Here is a 19,704-nt window from a genome sequence, read left to right on the forward strand (position 1 = left end):
TTTTCAAATAACCAAGCGACTTATCCCTAGTAGTACAAGGAGCAGACCAGGAAGATACCGAATTTTATCAGGTAATCCTTTATTGGAAAATACTACACCTAAATGGAGCCCCATGGCAAGAAACACCATAGTCATGACGGCAATTAGACCAACCGCCATATACGAAACACCTGTCAATGCAGCACCCATCCCAGCAGCGCTAGCATCAATTGATAACGCCAATGCTAACCATACAGTTTCCATACCAGAGATATGGCCAGAGTGATCAAAGTCAGCGATCGCAGGTTTTTTTAGAATATCAATCACCAAACCAACCTTCTTTAATTCAAAACGAAAATGCTTTGGCGTCGTTTGAGATTGCGACTGATCAAAGTTAATTAAACTGTAACATCCTAAACCAATGAGTAAGGCAGCACCTAAGTAACTGGTAAACCGTTCCGTTAGCAACAGAGCAACAAGTTGGCCCGCGCCCATCGCCATTCCAAATACTAGCCCAGAGCACAAACCAATTAATATAATAACATGTGGTGCCAACTTCACTTGTCTTAAGCCATACCCAAAAGCAACCATAAAACTATCGACACTTACTGCAATTGCCAACACAAATAAGGAGAGTATATTGACCATCTCCACATCCACCCTCTCCAAGTTCAAATAGATTAACTTGGAATAGTATATGGATGGCTGTAAAAAATGTGAGTAAAACGCCCATTAACTAATTTGTTGACAGGATGGGCATAGATGCGTTCCTCGATTGGAGACCTTAATCTTCAATACTTCAGTTCCACATCTTACACAAGGTTGCCCTTCTTGTCCGTAAGCATAGAGTTGTTGTTGAAACATCCCGATTTCACCTTGACTGTTAACATAGCTACGAATCGTTGTCCCCCCTTGCTTAACAGCTTCCTCAATTGTTGCTTTCGCTTCAACTATTATTGCTTGCACTTCTTTACGATCCAGTGAATCACCTGACCGAAGCGGATGAATGCGTGCCCGAAATAACGTCTCATCCACATAGATGTTTCCAAGGCCAGCAATAACCGTTTGATCAAGCAAAATATTCTTGATTGCACGCGTACTTTTATTTATTTTAGGTAAAAGGTGATCTACTGTATAATCTTGATCGAATGGATCAGGTCCTAATTGCTTAAGCGGTAAGTCATGATAAGCTTCTCCCTTAGCAAATAAGTGCATCGTTCCAAATTTACGCACGTCATGATACCGTAACGTTTTTCCGCTTTCCAAATAAAAAATAACGTGCGTATGCTTATCGATCGGTTCATCTTTAGCATAAACACCGTATTTACCTTCCATTCGCAAATGAGAAACTAAACTATAACTATCTAATTCAAATATTAGGAACTTGCCCTTCCGCTTAATATTTAGTATTGATTGCCCTTCAAGTAAGTGTTGAAAGTCACTTGGCTCAGCCGGCATTTTTATCATGTTTGGCCACTGAACGTCAACATGTTTAATCCGCTCATTGAGCACGAGGGCTAATAAGGTCTTTCTCACCGTTTCTACTTCTGGTAATTCAGGCATCCCCTCGCTCCCTTCTATTTCGCATCATACCATGTAGAACCATAAGCATAGTCAACTTTAAGCGGTACCGCTAATTCAACAGTCTCTTCCATCACTTTTGGAACCATTTCCTTTAATATTTCGATTTCCGCTTTTGGTGCTTCTAAGATTAATTCATCATGAACTTGCAACAACATACGAGCTTCCAACCCTTTTGATTTTAATGTATGATCAAGATCAATCATTGCCTTCTTGATAATGTCAGCTGCACTTCCTTGGATCGGTGTATTCATAGCTGTTCGTTCAGCAAAACTTCTTTGATTAAAATTTCGACTTGTAATTTCCGGTAAATAGCGACGTCTACGCATTAATGTCGTGACAAACCCATCTTGTTTTGCCTGAAGAACAACATCATTCATATACGCCTTCACCCCTGGGTAACTTTCAAGGTAACGATCTATAAATGCCTTGGCTTCTTTACGCGTAATACCTAAGTTTTGAGACAGACCATAATCGCTAATTCCATAGACGATACCAAAGTTTACTGCTTTAGCTTGTCGGCGCATGAGATCATTAACTTCTTCTGCACTAACATGAAAAACGTCCATCGCTGTCTGTGTATGGATATCACGTCCGGCTTTAAAAGCTTCAATGAGTTTCTCATCATTTGCAATATGCGCTAACACACGCAATTCAATTTGTGAATAATCAGCAGCAAACATCACCCACTCGGTTTCACTTGGAATAAAAGCTTGTCTAATCTTACGTCCCTCTTCCAACCTTATCGGTATATTTTGTAAATTAGGCTCTATTGAACTTAACCGACCTGTTTGTGTTAATGCTTGATTAAATCGGGTGTGAATCTTCTGATCGTCATGGATCACTTTTAATAAACCTTCAATGTAAGTCGATTGTAGTTTACCCAATTGTCGATACAGTAAAAGCTTACCAATAATCGGATGCTTGTTTTCAAGTTGCTCTAACACATCTGCTGAAGTTGAATAACCGGTTTTTGTCTTTTTAATGACAGGTAACCCTAGTTTTTCAAATAGAATCGGACCCAGTTGTTTTGGTGAATTCAAATTAAAGGTTTCTCCAGCTAACTCGTGTACCTCTTGTTCAATCTTATCCAAACGTTCTTTCAGTGCTACTTGCATGTTTTCCAACTGCTTGCGATCTACGGCTACACCTGTTGCTTCCATTTCGCCTAAAATAAGTGCTAGCGGTAGTTCTAACTCTTTTAATAAAGCTTGCTGTTGATTTTTCTCCAACGATTGCTCTGCCGTATTTGTCAATTGATATAGGGCGGTTGCCTTGCGACCAATATGATCAGCCAAGTGAGCTTGTTCAGGTATTTTTAACTTTGCCCCTTTTCCGTAGACTTCCTCATCATACAAAATCTCATCATAGCCCAAGCGATGACTAATCGCCGGTATATCATGATTATTTTCTGAAGGATTGATCAAATATGAAGCTAATAAAAGGTCAAATCTTATTCCTTTTACTTTAATACCATGTTGAAGTAAAGCTACTGTCACCTGTTTTGAATCAAAGGCAAATTTAATTTGCTCAGGATCTTCTAACCAAGCCTTAAAAGATGTCGAATTTAATGCAATATCAGTAGGAATAAAATAAGTACTTTCTTTATTAGCAATACCGAAACCAATAATCTCAGCATGATGATAATTGTCTTCAACCATTTCGACCACTAACGCTTCTTTGTTGTACCAATTTATTTGGTCTACATCCTCAACAATTTTAACATCGATCGGAGCCAAAGCTTCAGACATACTCGCTTCGGTTTGATCATCATCTCCACTGATTGTATTTAATAATGATTGAAAACCTAAATCTTTAAACAACGCACGTAACTGCATCACATCGTAACCCTGATAATCGATGTCATCTAAGCCAACTTCAATAGGTGAGGATACATTAATCGTGACAAGGTCTTTACTCATAAAAGCTGAGGCTTTATGCTCGTCTAATTTCTCTTTCAATTTCTTACCACTCACTTCATCAAGGTGATCATATAAGTGCTCAAGTGTTTGGAATTGCTTGAGTAATTTAATCGCTGTTTTCTCACCTACACCAGGTACACCGGGAATATTATCAGAGCTGTCCCCCATTAATGCTTTCATATCAATGATCTGGTCAGGATTAAGCTCGATCTTTTCTTTCATAAAGTCTGGTGTATAGACATCAACTTCACTTAACCCTTTTCTTGTAATTTGGACATGAACGTGATCAGATACTAATTGAAGCATATCTTTATCACCCGTAATGACTCGGACATCATAACCATCAACAGCGGCTTTCTGTGCTAATGTCCCAATAATATCATCAGCTTCATACTGATCCAGTTGATAATGTTTAATCGAACTTGCATTAAGTAGTTCCTTCACTAAGTTAAATTGTTCGGATAACTCAGGTGGGGTTTTTTGTCTTCCACCTTTATAATCCTTATAGGTTTGATGACGGAAAGTTGTTTTCCCCGCATCAAATGCAACTAAAATATGGGTAGGTGCTTCATCTTCTAATACTTTTAATAACATTTTAGTAAAGCCAAAAACCGCATTTGTGTAAACACCTTTATCATTACTTAGCAAGGGTAAAGCGAAAAAAGCACGATATAAAATGCTATTTCCATCAATAAGAACTAGCTTTTGTTTAGACGTCATGTTAAATCTCCTTTTATTCAAATACTTACTATATATATTACCACGTTTCCTTTTATAAAACGAACCTTCAGTCAGTGGGCGTTCGTTATCTCCTGCCTATAGCTGAGCTCTATTCTCTATTTTGAAACGACGGTTTACGGCGGTTATCTGTGATAAGAAAAGCTTTCTTTATGCAATAGCTATTCAATACGTAAATTTTATTTTCATTTTTTGAAAATAACTGAAGTAAGTGTGTTATCATTTAATGGTCTAATCATTTTCAGTGTTTTTAGATAATTTTTAATTTTGGAGGTAGATATTATGATAAATAAATGCAATGTTAACTTAAAAAACGACAAGGGGATTGCGACTAATTAATTAAACCCTTTAGCGTGTCCCCAATCTTTGGAAGGGGATAATGATTTGAAACAAATTTTATTAATTATTGATGCACAACAAGCATTACTTGATGGAAATCAGCAAGTAAGTCCAATTTACAAAAAAGAACAACTTATTAAGAACGCAAACAAAGTGATTAAAAAATCAAAACAATCAGATGTTGCAGTTGTATTTGTAAGAGATCTCGATGTCGCTGAAGGAAAAGGTAATGGATTTCACATTCATAGTGACATTCATGTACCCACTGAAGCAAGATTTTTTGATAAAGCCGCCACAAATTGTTTTTATGGAACAGGGCTGTTAGAACATTTAAAATCACAGGACATTGAGCATATTGTCATAATGGGGTGCGAGACACAGCATTGTATAGATAGTGCTGTCAGAACAGCAACTATTAATGGGTTTGATGTCACATTAGTTGGAGATGGACATTCAACGCTAGGTAATGATGTTTTGAGTGCGGAACAAATGATAGCACATCATAATGCTACACTTCATGGTCATTACAATGTTGATCACTTTTCGATTGTCAGAGATTCAGAAGAAGCTTTATTTTGTCCAACTCACGATTCATATAGGTTAAGCTGAAGTATCAGCCTTTTATAGCGTGTGGCTTAGAGCAAAATGTGAAGTTGACCGTTAATCCAACAACTATTTTAGAGCCAAAATTAAAAGTGAATGCTCCATTTAATTTTAAAATGGAGCATTCACTTTATTATGTTTATGATGCAAGTTTATAGAAGATAGTTTTGTATTGTCACTACCTGTTTACTATAACCTTTAGTTAATGGGTAAGCGGACGCTAAATCTTGAACCCTTATTTAACTCACTTTTCACATGAATGGAACCGTGATGTGCCTCGACAATGTGCTTAACAATCGCTAATCCCAAACCTGTTCCACCAGTGTTTCGACTTCGCGCTTTATCAACGCGATAAAAACGCTCAAAAATACGACTAAGCATGCTGCGCGGAATACCAATACCATTATCTTTTATCGCTATTTCAAAAGCGTGATTAATTTTCTTTGCTTCAATGTAGATCGCTCCATCATTGGGTGTATAATTAATGGCATTATATAAGAGATTTAAAATCACTTGTTTTAATCGGGCTGCATCTCCTGTCAAGACTAAATCCTCATCAAACTTAAAATTTAACGTAATTGCCTTTTTCTCGGCTTGACCGCGAACGATATCGATACTGTCTTCAATCAAATTGGCTATATTAACTTTCGATAGCTTCAACTTCATTTCTTCTTTTTCTAGCTTAGATAATTCCAATAAATCATGAATCAATGCTTGAAGGCGATCGCTCTCGTTGTATATAATCGTTAAAAACTTACGTTGTACAGCTGCATCCGTTGCATCATCATCCAAAATTGTTTCTGCAAATCCCTTAATTGAGGTAATAGGTGTTTTAAGTTCGTGAGAGACATTAGCAACAAAATCTTTGCGCATTTGCTCAACTCTTTTTAAATCGGTAATATCATGAAAGACAAGGACAACACCTCTTAAGTCATGTTTCTCATTAAAGAAAGGCGCTCCAACAATTTCAATATAGCTTTTTTTCGAATCATGTTCTAAAGTAATCGATTCCTTTACCGTCTGTTCATATAAAAAAGCTTCTTGAACCGTTTGATGAATCTTGCGTCTATCTATCACTTCATAATAAAGTTTGTCATGATAATCAGCAACGCTTTTACCGAATTGTTCAGTAAATTTTCGATTAACGAGATGGACATAACCTTGTTCATCGATCAGCATAATACCACTTTCCATATTATCAATCACTGTTCGCAATTGCCTATCATGCATCTTCTCTTGGCGATTTAAATCTTGCAAATTACGAGCAAGCCGGTTGACTGAATAAGCAAGGCGCCCCGTATCATGATGAAAACTCTCTTGCGCTCTTACTTTATAATTCCCTTTTATTAATTCATTTAGAATAGCTGTTATACCTTTAACTGGTTTCACATAATTAAGGTAAATTTGATAAAACAAAACAATGATAACAGCATAGGATCCTATTAAAATCATTGCGGCAATCGCCCGATCCCCTCCACTCGTTAATGGCACAATTAAAGCTAATAAAGCTAAAAAGAGTAAACTTGCGATCACAGCATAGCTGAAAAACAAACGAATAGGGGTTTGTTTCTGCTTCATTTATATGGATCCTCCATTTTATAACCAAGTCCACGAATGGTTTTAATATAAATAGGTTGTTTCGTGTCAGGTTCAATTTTTTCACGAAGGTGACTAACGTGAACATCTACGATTCTTGTATCTCCGGAAAAATCGTAGTTCCAGACCGCACTTAACAATTGATCACGAGATAACACTTTACCTTTATGTCGCGCTAAATATAATAATAATTCAAATTCTTTTCGCGTGAAAGTAAGGATGTCATCGTTCATCATTGCCTCATACTGCTCTGGATATATTGATAATTCTCCAATCGTAAGGTGAGGTGGGGCTGTCTCCACTTCTTTATTCGTTCGACGTAAGATGGCTTTAATTCGGGCAATAACTTCTTTAGGACTGAAAGGTTTAGTCAAGTAATCGTCAGCACCTAATTCTAAACCTAATATCTTATCAAATTCATCATCCTTAGCAGTTAACATAAGGATAGGCGTATCGACCTTTTGCTGACGCAATTGTTTACACACTTCTGTTCCTTCCATTCCCGGCAACATTAAATCAAGTACAATGAGGTCAAAACTATCGCTTGTAGCTAACGATAAACCGTCTGCACCTGTATAAGCCACTGTTGTTTTAAAACCCGCTTTTTCAATATTATATTGTAGTAACGTGACAATCGATTCTTCATCATCGACAATTAATATTTTTTGATTCATCTCTGATCCCCCTCATCCTTCTACTCTCAATGATACATTGCTATAAATGGATTGTGAACAGAAATTACAAATTAACGTGTTAATTTTTATTTACAATGTTAATTTTATGTAAAGTCATTTAAAAATAATCTTCAAATAACTAAAAATATTCAATCTAGATAAGATTAGCTTGAACTAAGGTTCTAATAATGAGAAGCGCCGACTCACTACAAAGTTTAGTCGGCGCTTCATTTGAATTAATTCATATTTTTAATCAACGCATCAGCAAATTCTGATGCTTTAACCTCTGTCGCACCGTCCATCAGACGAGCAAAATCATAAGTGACTACTTTTGATCCAATCGTCTTGTCCATTGCCTTGGTAATTAGATCGGCCGCTTCTTTCCAACCTAAATGCTCAAGCATAAGCACACCTGATAAAATAACAGATGATGGGTTTACTTTATCTAAACCAGCATACTTAGGGGCTGTACCATGCGTTGCTTCAAAAATGGCATGTCCAGTCACATAATTAATATTAGCACCAGGGGCAATACCAATTCCACCAACTTGAGCAGCAAGGGCATCAGAAATATAATCCCCGTTTAAGTTCATTGTTGCTACAACATCAAACTCTTTAGGACGTGTTAAAATTTGTTGCAGGAAGATATCAGCTATCGCATCTTTAATAATAATCTTACCGGCTTCTTCAGCCGCTTGTTGAGCTTGATCAGCTGCTTGACGACCATCTCGTTCAACAATTTTGTCATACTCAGCCCATGTAAATACTTGCTCACCATACTCTTGCTCTGCAAGTTCATAACCCCAGTTTTTAAAAGCTCCTTCAGTAAACTTCATAATATTACCTTTATGAACTAATGTAACGCTTTTACGCCCTTCTTTGATGGCGTAATCAATCGCAGCACGTACGATTCGTTTGGTTCCTTCTTCTGACACTGGTTTGACCCCAATACCTGAAGTTTCTGGGAAACGAATATTCGTTACGCCCATTTCTTTTTCAAAGAAATCAATGACTTTTTTTACATCTTCAGAGCCATTTTCCCACTCAATACCTGCATAAATATCTTCAGTATTCTCTCGGAAAATCACCATATCAGTATCCTGTGGGCGTTTAACCGGAGAGGGAACACCATCAAAGTAACGAACGGGACGCAGACATGTAAATAAATCAAGCTTTTGACGTAAAGCAACATTTAAAGAACGAATCCCACCACCAATAGGTGTAGTAAGCGGCCCTTTTATCGCTATTTTATATTCACGAATTGCGTCAAGTGTAGCTTCCGGTAGCCATTCTCCCGTTTGATTAAATGCTTTTTCACCAGCTAACACTTCTTTCCAAACGATCCCTTTAGCGCCATTATAAGCTTTTTCTACAGCACCTTCTAGAACGCGACTTGCAGCTGCCCATATGTCCGGTCCAGTCCCATCACCTTCAATAAATGGAATAATTGCGTGATCTGGTGTTTTAACGACTCCATTTTCTACTGTAATTTTCTCACCATTTGACATTGTTCATTCCTCCTGTAATTAAACTAAATAATCTTAATCGCTATGTATTTAGCGTTTAGAAATAGGTTGATAAACGTGTTTAACTGGTCCTACATACTCTGCTCTTGGTCGGATTAATCTGTTATTCTGATATTGCTCTAACATATGAGCGATCCAACCTGATGTTCGACTCATCGCAAAAATCGGTGTGAATAAATCATGATCAATCCCCATACTATGATAAGCAGATGCTGAATAAAAATCAACATTTGCAGGCAAACCTTTTTCTTCTTTGATATAATTTTCAATTTTTTCAGACATGAGGTACCATTTTTCTTGACCTATTTTAGCCGTTAGTTTACGTGACATTTCTTTGAGGTGTTTAGCTCTTGGATCACCTGTTTTATATACGCGATGCCCCATACCCATTATCTTCTCTTTATTAGCTATCTTTTCTTCAATATATGGAATCGCACGGTCGACTTCTCCAATTTCTGTTAGCATACGAATGACTTGTTCATTAGCACCACCATGGAGTGGACCTTTTAAAGCGCCAATTGCTGCAGTTATCCCTGAGTAAAGATCGGATAATGTTGCCACACATACACGGGCAGTAAAAGTAGAAGCATTGAGCTCATGATCAGCATGGAGCACCAGTGCTTTATTAAAAGCCTCTACCTCTAAAGGGTCAATAGCTTCACCTTTTAACATATGCAGGAAATTTTCCGCGTAACTATAGTTAGGATTTGGCATAATCGGGGCTTTACCTTGACGTAGCCGTGAAAATACTGCAATCGCAGTAGCTATTCGAGCCTGTATACGAATCGCTTTTCGTCTATTGGCTTCTTCACTCATGATATCAACTTCCGGATCATAGACACCCAATAGTGAGACGGCTGTCCGTAAGATTGACATGGGGTGTGTCTTTTCCAAATTCATGGTTTGAAAATGGTTTAACAATTCTTCTGGTAAAGTCATTTCTTTAGTTAATTGGTGGGTGAATTCTTTCAACTCTGTTTGGTTTGGTAATTTTTTATTCCATAATAAATAAATAACTTCTTCAAAAAGAGCATGATTTGCTAGATCATCTATTGAATATCCCACATATGCGAGCTGATCATCAACAATTGAAGTAATGTCTGTTTCTGCAACAATAACACCCTCTAAACCTTTTGATGTTGACATATCGCCTTCTCCCCCTTTACTTGTTAATTTAAGAAGTATTCATACTTTTTAAATTAAAATCCACATTCACTCGCCATCAGCAACTGTATTAGCTTTTCTCATTCTTATATTTGGAACGTTTATTAATGTATAAAAAAATCAACCATCCGCATCATCATATAAGCAATTCCTGCACCAATCAATGGACCAACCGCCACACCTTGTAGAAAAACGACCGCAATAATTGTCCCCATAACTAATGCAGTTGTAAGGTGAGGATCGTTTGCTAGTAAGTCAAGCCCACCCCTTGCGACTACAGCAACAAAAATACCAGATCCTAAAGCAATCCAACCATAATAGGTTTTAACACTTTCTGCTAGTTCTTTAAAACCAATCTCTCCTGTTGCAATCGGTATAAGAACAGTAATCGTAATAATGGTCACACCGATCGTCATCCCTCTTTCTTGGATGAAAGGAAAAAGTTTATGATCTAATCTCAATAATTGTATACCTAATAAAACATAGACAGCTATCATGATCGGTTGGTTCTTTCCAATATAGCCCAAAATAAAAAGTAAAAACAAAAAAATTGTCGACAGGTTAAGCATAGTGAGTCTCCTACTTGATAATATATTAATTGGTTAATGAACATCTTATCATAAAATGTAACATATAGAAAAGATGGTGACATGAATAGGTCAGCTGCATCATAATCTTAATATTATAAAAGAACATTCAACCAGTGTGCGTTTCATTCATTGTCCACTGATTGTTAGTTGAATAAGACAGGACATTAGTGGCCGTTATCATTTAACCCACCTTTATGGATTTTAACCCTGTTAATTTTGCGGTCGGTGTTTTACGGGCCGGTTATCTGCAATAAAATAACGTTTAATAAGACAAGCTAGTGAGGTGATTGAACTGTCTCCACAATCAAAACAGAAGCTATTGCGATTAATTAATGCAGTCTTAATAAGTGCTATTATTATTGCCCTCATTTATTTCATCTTTAAATATATGTTCCCATTTATCATTATCATTTTACTTAGCTGGTTATTACAAAAACCCATTCGTCAATTGCAAAAAACATTAAAAATAAACAGATTATTAGCAACGTCACTAACATTTCTCATTACCTTTTTATTGATTGGGTTAAACCTAGCCATGATCTTTATCTATTTTTTTAATAGTGTCAACCATTTATTTAACCAATTACCCCTATACCTCGAGAATACCATTGATATATTTAAACAAAGCTTTAATTATATGATTAGCCATACGTTGGTACATCTTGATCATTTCTTTAGCTCATTTCATTTTAGTATAGTCGACTATTTGAATGAGACGATAGACACACTTTATCAAACGATTATTGAGTTCAGCCAACAGTTAACCAATCAATTAATCCCCATTATTGGACAGACTATTGTCCAAACTGCTCAGCTCACTTCAACAACGATTATTATTTTAATTGGTACTTTTTTGTTAAGCAAAGATTGGTGTTACTATCAAGAAAACGCGCGTAATATTATACCAAAAAGGGGTCGCAGTTTACTTTTAGAGATAAAAATGCAATTCATTAAAACGGCTTGGGGGTATTTACGCGCGCAGGTTGCTCTATCCTGTATTACAACCGCTATATTGATTGTAGGGTTCCACATTTTAAGATTAAACAATCCCATTGTTTTAGCATTTATTTTTGGAATCATTGATCTCTTTCCTTTTGTCGGGGTTGGTTTATTGATGTGGCCTTGGTTAATCTATAGCTTATTTAGTGGGACTTTTTCTTTAACCATCCAACTTGCCGTTATTTATAGTTTTCTTCTTCTCATCAGGCAAGTGACTGAACCGCGTTTAGTCTCTAAGCAATTAGGTACAAATCCACTATTAGTCATTTGTTTAGCTTATCTAGCCTACACGTTACTAGGCTTGTGGGGAATTTTAATGACACCAGTTATTCTTATCTCTCTTCAGGCACTTAGAGCGAGTAATCTTATTGCAATGGTGATTAACTACGTAAAATGTGGCGAATTCCACAATTGACTAAAAACGTTTATGAATAATGACATTGCCATTATTCATCATTTTTTGAACAACTGCTTTGAGCCAGCCTTTAAGCGGAGAACGCGTCAATGGCATTAACAATATAAATCCAAAAAAATCGGTAATAAAACCGGGTGTTAGTAGCACGACACCACCGATTAGAATACATATACCATCAAATATAGCATCAGCCGGGACTTGTCCGGCTTGCATACTTTCTTGCGCACGTCTTAACGCATCCATTCCTTGTTGTCGAGCAAGCGTCGCCCCGACTAAACCTGTAAACACAATAAGGCCAATGACAGACCATATACCTACTTGCGCTCCAGCCCAAATAAAGACACCAATTTCTAAAGCAGGCATAATCAGTAGTAGTAAAAATAGCCATTTAAACATATAAACACATCCTTGATATGCATTTTATCTTTCTATCATATCATGAAAAGCCTCATGGCACTATTTAAAAGGTAGTTAAATATACACCATATGGTTTTACGTTTATTAAGAAAGCTATGTGGATCATATCTTTCTTATCAGTTTTAGCTAATCGTTTCTGAAAGTCACATCCATTTATTGAGTTAAAAAAGAAGGAGGATCGCTCCCCCCTTCTTTACTATAACAGAACATTAAAATGTGGTTATTTATTTTACACGATCAAGTTAGTTACACTTTAAAAGGGTGATTAAACTACAAAATGCTCGCTCGACCTTCGTAAATATCACCTTTCTTGGCATCCATTGTTACTTCTTTTCCTTCTTCAATGACAGACATGGCATCATTCACACCTACAATAACAGGGATAGCAAGGTCTAATCCAACAACAGCAGCATGTGAAGTTAATCCACCTTCCACTGTAATAATACCACTTACTTTTTCTAATGCAGTCATCATCTCTTTATCTGTGCCTTGAGTAACTAAAATATCTCCAGCTTTCACTTTTTCATTAGCTTCAGCTGCATTTTTGGCAAAGACGACATGACCGATGGTACTTCCTTTGCCAACGCCTTGTCCGTTAGTTAGCACATCACCAATAATGTGTACTTTCATCATATTCGTTGTACCACGCTCTCCAACAGGTACACCAGCTGTAATGATCACACGATCACCACGTTTAAAGTAATTTGTTTCAAGTCCACGATCAATAGCTAAATCAAGAACTTCGTCAGTCGTATAAGCAAATTCTCCAACAATAGCATGTACACCCCAGCTTAACGCCAAACGTCGACTTATTTTTTCTTCAAACGTTACAGCCACAATCGGTGCTTTAGGGCGATATTTAGAAATCATTCGAGCTGTATGTCCACTTACGGTAGGCGTTAAGATCGCATCAACTTCTAAATTCATCGCTGTATGGTTAACGGATTGACTAATCGCATCTGTCATCGTCATTTCACTTGTTTTAGAGCGTAAGTCTAGAATAGACTTATGATCAAGTACAGTCTCTGTTTTTAATGCAATATTATGCATCGTTTGAACAGATTCAACAGGATAATCACCTGCCGCCGTTTCACCTGATAGCATAATTGCATCTGTTCCATCAAAAATCGCATTCGCAACGTCTGATGCTTCTGCTCGAGTAGGACGCGGATTGCGTTGCATTGAATCTAACATCTGTGTCGCTGTAATAACAGGTTTTCCAGCTGTATTACATTTATGAATCATTTCTTTTTGTACGACTGGAACATCTTCAGGTGGAATTTCTACACCCAAATCCCCACGCGCTACCATTAATCCATCTGAAACTTGCAAAATAGCGTCAAGATTGTCAACCCCTTCTTGGTTCTCAATCTTAGGAATAATATTAATTTCTTTACCACCGTTGTTATCTAAATGCTCACGAATCGTTAGCACATCAGCTGCACGACGAATAAATGAAGCCGCTACAAAATCAACACCTTGCTCAATTCCAAATAAGATATCCGCAGCATCTTTATCTGTCATACCAGGTAAATTCACACTAACATTTGGTACGTTAACACCCTTCTTATTTTTAAGCAAACCTGAATTAAGGGCTTTTGTTTTTAATTCTTTTTGGTCATTTAAGATGTCAACAACTTCTAATTCGATTAAACCATCGTCTAAAAGAATTTTAGAGCCTACATGTACGTCTTCAATCAATTGAGGGTATGTTACTGCAAACTTCTCAGTTGTTCCTAATACGGTCTCGTCCATGGTAATATTAATGTATTGACCTTTAACAATATCTACTTGCCCATCCTTCATTGTACCTGTACGAATCTCAGGTCCTTTTGTATCTAAAAGAATGGCGACTGTTTTACCTAACTTCGCTGCAGCCTCACGAATATTTTTAATACGCTCACCATGCTCCTCATAATCACCATGTGAGAAATTAAGTCGCGCTACATTCATTCCAGCCTCAACTAATTGCGTTAACTTCTCAACCGATTCTGATGCCGGACCAATTGTACAAACAATTTTCGTTCTTCTCATTTAATATCTTCCTCCTTCTTAAATTCACATCTAAGTATATCTATGTTAATAAATTAGATAGATAGTTCACTCATAAGTTGATATAAACTCATATCTAAATGGTGTGGTGATTTTAAAATGTCAATAATATCATGATGTACCAGTTGATTATTTTGAATACCAACCATTTTTCCTGCTTCACCTTCAAGCAATAAATCAACAGCTTTTCCAGCCAATCGACTGGCTAGGACACGATCAAAACCGGTTGGACGTCCGCCACGTTGGATATGGCCTAGTACGGTCACACGTGTTTCAAAATTTGTTGCCTCTTCAATTTGCTTTCCAAAATCAATACCACTACCAACACCTTCTGCCAAAATAATGATACTGTGTTTCTTACCTCTAGCACTGCCTCGCTTTAAGCGTTCGACAACATCTTCAAAAGGTTCATCTTTTTCCGGAATAATCACACTCTCAGCTCCATTGGCCAACCCAGCCCATAAAGCAAGATCGCCAGCATCGCGCCCCATTACTTCAATTACATATGTACGTTCATGAGAAGTGGCTGTATCTCTAATTTTATCTACCGCTTCAATAATTGTGTTTAGAGCGGTATCAAAGCCGATTGTAAAATCTGTTCCCGGAATGTCATTATCTATTGTTCCTGGCACACCAATACAAGGGTACCCTTTAGCTGTCAATTTAGCAGCCCCTTGAAATGAACCATCTCCACCGATAACGATTAAGCCTTCAATACCTACTTTTTTCAACTGCTCAATAGCTTGGTGTTGTCCTTCTTCTGTTTTAAACTTCTCTGAGCGGGCCGAGAATAGCTTCGTTCCTCCGCGTTGAATAATATCACCAACAGATCCAAGCTCCATTTTTTCGATTTTGCCTTCCATTAAACCTTGGTATCCATTGTAAATACCATAAACTTCAATATCATGATAAATCCCTTTACGAACAACTGCACGAATGGCAGCATTCATACCAGGGGCATCTCCACCACTTGTTAATACACCTATTTTTCTCATCTCTTTCACCTCAATCAAAATGTTTCATTATCTAACTTTGCCATTATAACATAAATATATCCTAAATGAATTCCACTTAAGATTATACATGAAAGCGCAAAAAATCACACCCCTAAATATGTCATTTTAGGGGTGAAAATAAAGATAATTCACTATTTTTATTCTTTACCGTAATAATCTGTATATTTTCCGAAAAATAATACTTAAAAACTTCCAATGTTTTTATATTTTTTCCATCTATTATTAAGTAATTGATCCGATGATAATTTCATTAAGTAGTTAAGTGATTTCTCAATATAAACATCTAAATAAGCAGCTTGCATTGGCAGATCTCGATGTGCCCCACCTCGTGGTTCAGGAATAATCTCATCAATAATATTTAATCTTCTCAAATCGTGTGAGGTAATTTTTAATGACAAAGCCGCTTCTTTAGCTTTGGTAGCATCTTTCCACAATATACTGGCTGCACCTTCAGGGGAAATGACGGAGTAGGTTGAATTTTCAAGCATATGGATGTGATCAGATAAACCAATACCTAATGCACCTCCACTTCCCCCTTCTCCAATAACGATAGAAATACTTGGAACTGATAAATGGGACATCTCCATTAAGTTTCGAGCAATTGCCTCGCCTTGGCCACGCTCTTCTGCTCCTTTACCTGGATGAGCACCTTTTGTATCAATAAAAGAAATAATTGGACGATTAAATTTCTCAGCTAATTTCATTTGACGTAAAGCTTTGCGATAACCTTCAGGATGAGGGCTAGCAAAGTTACGATATAAATTTTCTTTCGTGTTTTTACCACGTTGTTGTCCAATTATAGTTACCGGTTCATCCTTGTACTTAGCTATTCCTGTAATGATGGCAGGATCATCCCGATACAAACGATCGCCGTGCAATTCAATAAAATCAGTAAATAAATGCTCAATATAATCTAAAGCAGTCGGTCGCTCAGGATGTCTTGCAATTTGTACACGGTCCCATGGGTTTAGATGTCCATAAATATCTTTTTCCAATTTTTCTAGTCTTGCTTCTAATGTCTTAATCTCAGATGACAAATCCATTTCACTTGCTGCTGTCATTGTTTTTAGTTCATTTATTTTTTCTCTAAGTTCGAAGATTGGTTTTTCAAAATCAAGGACATACTTCATTGTTTGTCCCCCTTTTGCTGATGTAAGTCAAGGATAGTTGTTAAAAGTTTTTTTAAATCTGAACGTTTAACCACACGATCAATCTGACCATGCTCTAATTGGAATTCAGCCGTCTGAAATGTATCTGGTAACTTCTCACGAATTGTTTGTTCAATAATACGTCTACCAGCAAACCCAATAAGTGCTCCCGGCTCAGCAAAATGATAGTCCCCAATTGAGGCGAAGCTTGCAGTCACGCCCCCAGTAGTAGGATTTGTCATCACAACAATCATACAGCCCCCTGCTCGATTAAAACGTTCAACTGCCATTGAAGTTTTACCCATTTGCATGAGACTAATCATGCCTTCTTGCATACGTGCGCCACCTGACGCTGTAAAAAAAATGATGGGCAACTCCTGTTCACGTGCTGTCTCTAAAGCTCTCGCTATCTTTTCACCAACAACCGCTCCCATACTCGCCATACGAAAGTGTGGGTCCATCACAACAAGTGCTGTTGGTAAACCATTTACTTTTGCTTTTCCCGTGACAACAGCATCTTTAAGGCCCGTCTTCTCTTGATCTTTTTTTAACTTTTGTTCATATTCTGGGAAATCAAGGGGATTATTTGTTTCTATATCAGCATCCCATTCTTCAAAGGTATGCTCATCTGCCATACTATTAATTCTTTGTTGTGCTGTCATTTTATGATGTGTACCACAAGCAGGACAGACATGAAGGTTATTTTTCCATTCCTTCTCATAGAAAATCTTTGAGCAATTATGACACTTTTCAACTAAGCCCTCAGGAATTTCTTGTTTTGCTTTTTCTGTTGGTATCGCTGCGTATTTCTTTTTTTTTGCAAAAATACTTTTAATTTGCATCGATCTTCCCCCTTGCATCATTTAAACCATTATTCATTTGAAAAAAACTGCTCAAGTTTTTTTAACTTAAAAGCTTCCATCAGTCTTACCATATCTGGAGGTTGATAGTCATTGTCAAATGAGCAATTAAAGCCATATAGAAGTGCCCATATCTTGGTAAATAACTCATTTCTTATCTGCTTTAATATCACTCGAAAAAATTTTTCATGACCTAACTCAATCCATTTGCTCATACTATGATGCGACCATTCATCTAAAACGGCCTCACGATGGTAAGTATAACCATTTCTAATAATCGCTTCTTCAAGTGAAACAAGTACATCTGTTATTTCACCTTTTACACGTGCATCCTGAAAAATAAAAGTAGAGAGTAACGATAGTGTTTGATAAGATTGATAAGCTTTTAAATACGTCCCTTCGCCTTGACGTGTTTCAATCAAACCTAATAACTCTATTGCTCGTAATCCTTCACGAATGGTCGAACGGCTCACTTGTAATTGTTCAGCTAATTCCCGTTCTGAGGGTAGACGATCTCCTGCTTTTAATTGTTCCAATTTAATATATGATTTGATTTTTTCTAAAACATTTTCGTATGCTTTGGTCTCATTACGGTTTGTCATTTTACAACCCCTTAATTTTACTATAGAAAAGGATAAAATGATAATGAAGCGACAAACATGTTTGATATTAAAATAACCGATTTTCTAAAAATACCCTATACGTTATAAAGCGAACCTGCAATCAGCAGATGTTTTATATCTACGCTTGCTAGCAAACGCCAAAATCACAGTCGTGCAACACCTGATTCTTGTGCCGCTTTAGCGACAGCTTTGGAAACCGAATCAGCAACTCTTTGATCAAAAGGATTAGGAATGACATAGCGATCAGTTAGATCTGCGTTACTAACAAGGTTGGCAATCGCATGAACAGCTGCAACTTTCATTTCTTCATTGATATCCGAAGCTCTCACTGCAAGTGCTCCCTTAAAAATCCCTGGAAAGGCAAGAACGTTATTTACTTGGTTTGGATAATCAGATCTCCCCGTGCCAACAACGCGTGCACCAGCTTCGATTGCATCTTCTGGTAATATTTCAGGATCCGGGTTAGCCATCGCAAATAAGATTGGATCTTGATTCATTGATGCAACCATCGCTTTACTTACTAGCCCAGCTAAAGATACACCAATAAAGACATCAGCACCTTTAATAACTGTAGCCAAATCACCTTCCTGCTTTTCTTTATTTGTGATCTTAGCCACTTCGTCTTTAATCGGATTCATTCCAAATGGTCGTCCTGCATAAATGGCTCCTTTAGAGTCACACAATACCATATCTTTCACACCAAAATGTGCAAGCAATTTAACGATTGCAATACCTGCTGCTCCTGCTCCGTTTATGACCACTTTAGTGGATGAAAACTCTTTCCCCACTAGCTTTAAAGCGTTGACTAAGCCAGCAAGTGTAACAATGGCTGTTCCATGTTGATCATCATGAAACACAGGGATATCTAATTCACGTTTTAACCGCTCCTCAATGATGAAACAATCAGGTGCAGCAATATCTTCGAGGTTAATCCCTCCAAATGTCGGTGCAATTTGTTTAACTGCTTCTATAATTGCTTCGTTATCTTGTGTATTTAAGCAAATTGGAAAGGCATCAACATCAGCAAAATTTTTAAAAAGAACAGCTTTTCCTTCCATCACAGGCAATGCCGCTTGCCCACCAATGTTACCTAAGCCTAGTACCGCTGAACCATCTGTCACTACCCCCACCATATTGCTTTTCATTGTATACAAGTAGGCAGAATTCGGGTCATCTTTAATTTCAAGACAAGGTACAGCAACTCCAGGTGAATAGGCTAAGCTCAACTCTTCTTGATTAGTAACTGATACTTTGGATTTTACAGAAAGCTTACCTTTGTTCTCTTTATGCATATTTAATGCCTTTGCTTTTAACGTTGTCAATGCAACTCGCGCCCTTCTATTTAGATAGTATGAAACCATTATATGGTAGCAATTGGCCTGACCAATGAACTTCTCTATTATATCAAATAAGCCCCTCGTGTAAATATTACCGCTTCAAATTTCTATACAAATAGCGCAAT

At 37.2% G+C, this 19,704-nt stretch carries 17 protein-coding genes; 2 read left to right on the forward strand and 15 right to left on the reverse strand.

Annotation, left to right across the window (positions count from 1 at the left end):
- Positions 1 to 3: 3 nt before the first annotated feature.
- From ytaF to polA, 3 genes are all read right to left on the reverse strand, one after another.
- On the reverse strand, positions 4 to 627 hold the full coding sequence (gene ytaF, locus B494_RS0115915) for a sporulation membrane protein YtaF (RefSeq protein ID WP_017473380.1): 624 nt from the start codon (positions 625 to 627) through the stop codon (positions 4 to 6).
- Between the two features lie 84 nt (positions 628 to 711).
- Positions 712 to 1,542, reverse strand: a complete 831-nt coding sequence (mutM, locus tag B494_RS0115920; RefSeq protein WP_017473381.1) for a DNA-formamidopyrimidine glycosylase — start codon at positions 1,540 to 1,542, stop codon at positions 712 to 714.
- A gap of 14 nt (positions 1,543 to 1,556) precedes the next feature.
- On the reverse strand, positions 1,557 to 4,202 hold the full coding sequence (gene polA, locus B494_RS0115925) for a DNA polymerase I (RefSeq protein WP_017473382.1): 2,646 nt from the start codon (positions 4,200 to 4,202) through the stop codon (positions 1,557 to 1,559).
- Between the two features lie 402 nt (positions 4,203 to 4,604).
- Between polA and B494_RS0115930 the strand changes: the two genes are divergently transcribed.
- A complete protein-coding gene (locus B494_RS0115930; protein WP_017473383.1) occupies positions 4,605 to 5,168 on the forward strand; it encodes a cysteine hydrolase family protein in 564 nt (187 codons plus the stop codon).
- 192 nt (positions 5,169 to 5,360) lie between these two features.
- Here B494_RS0115930 and pnpS read toward each other — a convergent pair whose 3' ends face one another.
- From pnpS to B494_RS0115955, 5 genes are all read right to left on the reverse strand, one after another.
- Entirely contained in the window at positions 5,361 to 6,740 is a 1,380-nt protein-coding gene (gene pnpS, locus B494_RS0115935; protein ID WP_017473384.1) for a two-component system histidine kinase PnpS, read from the reverse strand.
- On the reverse strand, positions 6,737 to 7,432 hold the full coding sequence (locus B494_RS0115940) for a response regulator transcription factor (RefSeq protein ID WP_017473385.1): 696 nt from the start codon (positions 7,430 to 7,432) through the stop codon (positions 6,737 to 6,739). The genes pnpS and B494_RS0115940 overlap by 4 nt, the downstream gene beginning before the upstream one ends.
- A 236-nt stretch (positions 7,433 to 7,668) precedes the next feature.
- Positions 7,669 to 8,940: an NADP-dependent isocitrate dehydrogenase gene (gene icd, locus B494_RS0115945; RefSeq protein ID WP_017473386.1), complete on the reverse strand. Its 1,272-nt coding sequence runs from the start codon at positions 8,938 to 8,940 to the stop codon at positions 7,669 to 7,671.
- A gap of 48 nt (positions 8,941 to 8,988) precedes the next feature.
- The gene (gene citZ, locus B494_RS0115950) at positions 8,989 to 10,104 is read right to left on the reverse strand and encodes a citrate synthase (protein WP_017473387.1); all 1,116 of its coding nucleotides are present in this window, start codon (positions 10,102 to 10,104) and stop codon (positions 8,989 to 8,991) included.
- A gap of 122 nt (positions 10,105 to 10,226) precedes the next feature.
- On the reverse strand, positions 10,227 to 10,691 hold the full coding sequence (locus tag B494_RS0115955) for a DUF441 domain-containing protein (protein ID WP_017473388.1): 465 nt from the start codon (positions 10,689 to 10,691) through the stop codon (positions 10,227 to 10,229).
- Between the two features lie 304 nt (positions 10,692 to 10,995).
- On the opposite strand from B494_RS0115955, the gene ytvI reads away from it, so the two are divergent.
- Positions 10,996 to 12,126 (forward strand): sporulation integral membrane protein YtvI, encoded by a 1,131-nt coding sequence (ytvI, locus tag B494_RS0115960; RefSeq protein WP_161603098.1) that lies wholly within the window; start codon positions 10,996 to 10,998, stop codon positions 12,124 to 12,126.
- Here the strand turns inward: ytvI and B494_RS0115965 are convergent, their stop codons facing one another.
- From B494_RS0115965 to ystJ, 7 genes are all read right to left on the reverse strand, one after another.
- Positions 12,127 to 12,522, reverse strand: coding sequence for an FxsA family protein (locus B494_RS0115965; protein ID WP_017473390.1), 396 nt, complete (start codon positions 12,520 to 12,522; stop codon positions 12,127 to 12,129).
- Between the two features lie 291 nt (positions 12,523 to 12,813).
- Positions 12,814 to 14,577 carry a pyruvate kinase gene (pyk, locus tag B494_RS0115970; protein WP_017473391.1) on the reverse strand — a complete coding sequence of 588 codons (1,764 nt, stop codon included), beginning with the start codon at positions 14,575 to 14,577 and terminating at the stop codon, positions 12,814 to 12,816.
- Positions 14,578 to 14,630: 53 nt separating this feature from the next.
- Positions 14,631 to 15,590: a 6-phosphofructokinase gene (gene pfkA, locus B494_RS0115975; protein ID WP_017473392.1), complete on the reverse strand. Its 960-nt coding sequence runs from the start codon at positions 15,588 to 15,590 to the stop codon at positions 14,631 to 14,633.
- A 203-nt stretch (positions 15,591 to 15,793) separates the two neighbouring features.
- Positions 15,794 to 16,741, reverse strand: a complete 948-nt coding sequence (locus B494_RS0115980; RefSeq protein WP_017473393.1) for an acetyl-CoA carboxylase carboxyltransferase subunit alpha — start codon at positions 16,739 to 16,741, stop codon at positions 15,794 to 15,796.
- A complete protein-coding gene (gene accD / locus B494_RS0115985; RefSeq protein WP_017473394.1) occupies positions 16,738 to 17,601 on the reverse strand; it encodes an acetyl-CoA carboxylase, carboxyltransferase subunit beta in 864 nt (287 codons plus the stop codon). Before accD ends, B494_RS0115980 begins: the two co-directional genes overlap by 4 nt.
- Before the next feature lie 29 nt (positions 17,602 to 17,630).
- Positions 17,631 to 18,221, reverse strand: coding sequence for a FadR/GntR family transcriptional regulator (locus B494_RS19670; protein ID WP_017473395.1), 591 nt, complete (start codon positions 18,219 to 18,221; stop codon positions 17,631 to 17,633).
- Between the two features lie 164 nt (positions 18,222 to 18,385).
- Positions 18,386 to 19,603 (reverse strand): NADP-dependent malic enzyme, encoded by a 1,218-nt coding sequence (gene ystJ, locus B494_RS0115995; RefSeq protein WP_051128287.1) that lies wholly within the window; start codon positions 19,601 to 19,603, stop codon positions 18,386 to 18,388.
- Positions 19,604 to 19,704 lie beyond the last annotated feature (101 nt).

It is taken from the genome of Amphibacillus jilinensis Y1, from assembly GCF_000306965.1.
Taxonomy (GTDB): Bacteria; Bacillota; Bacilli; order Bacillales; family Amphibacillaceae; genus Amphibacillus_C; species Amphibacillus_C jilinensis.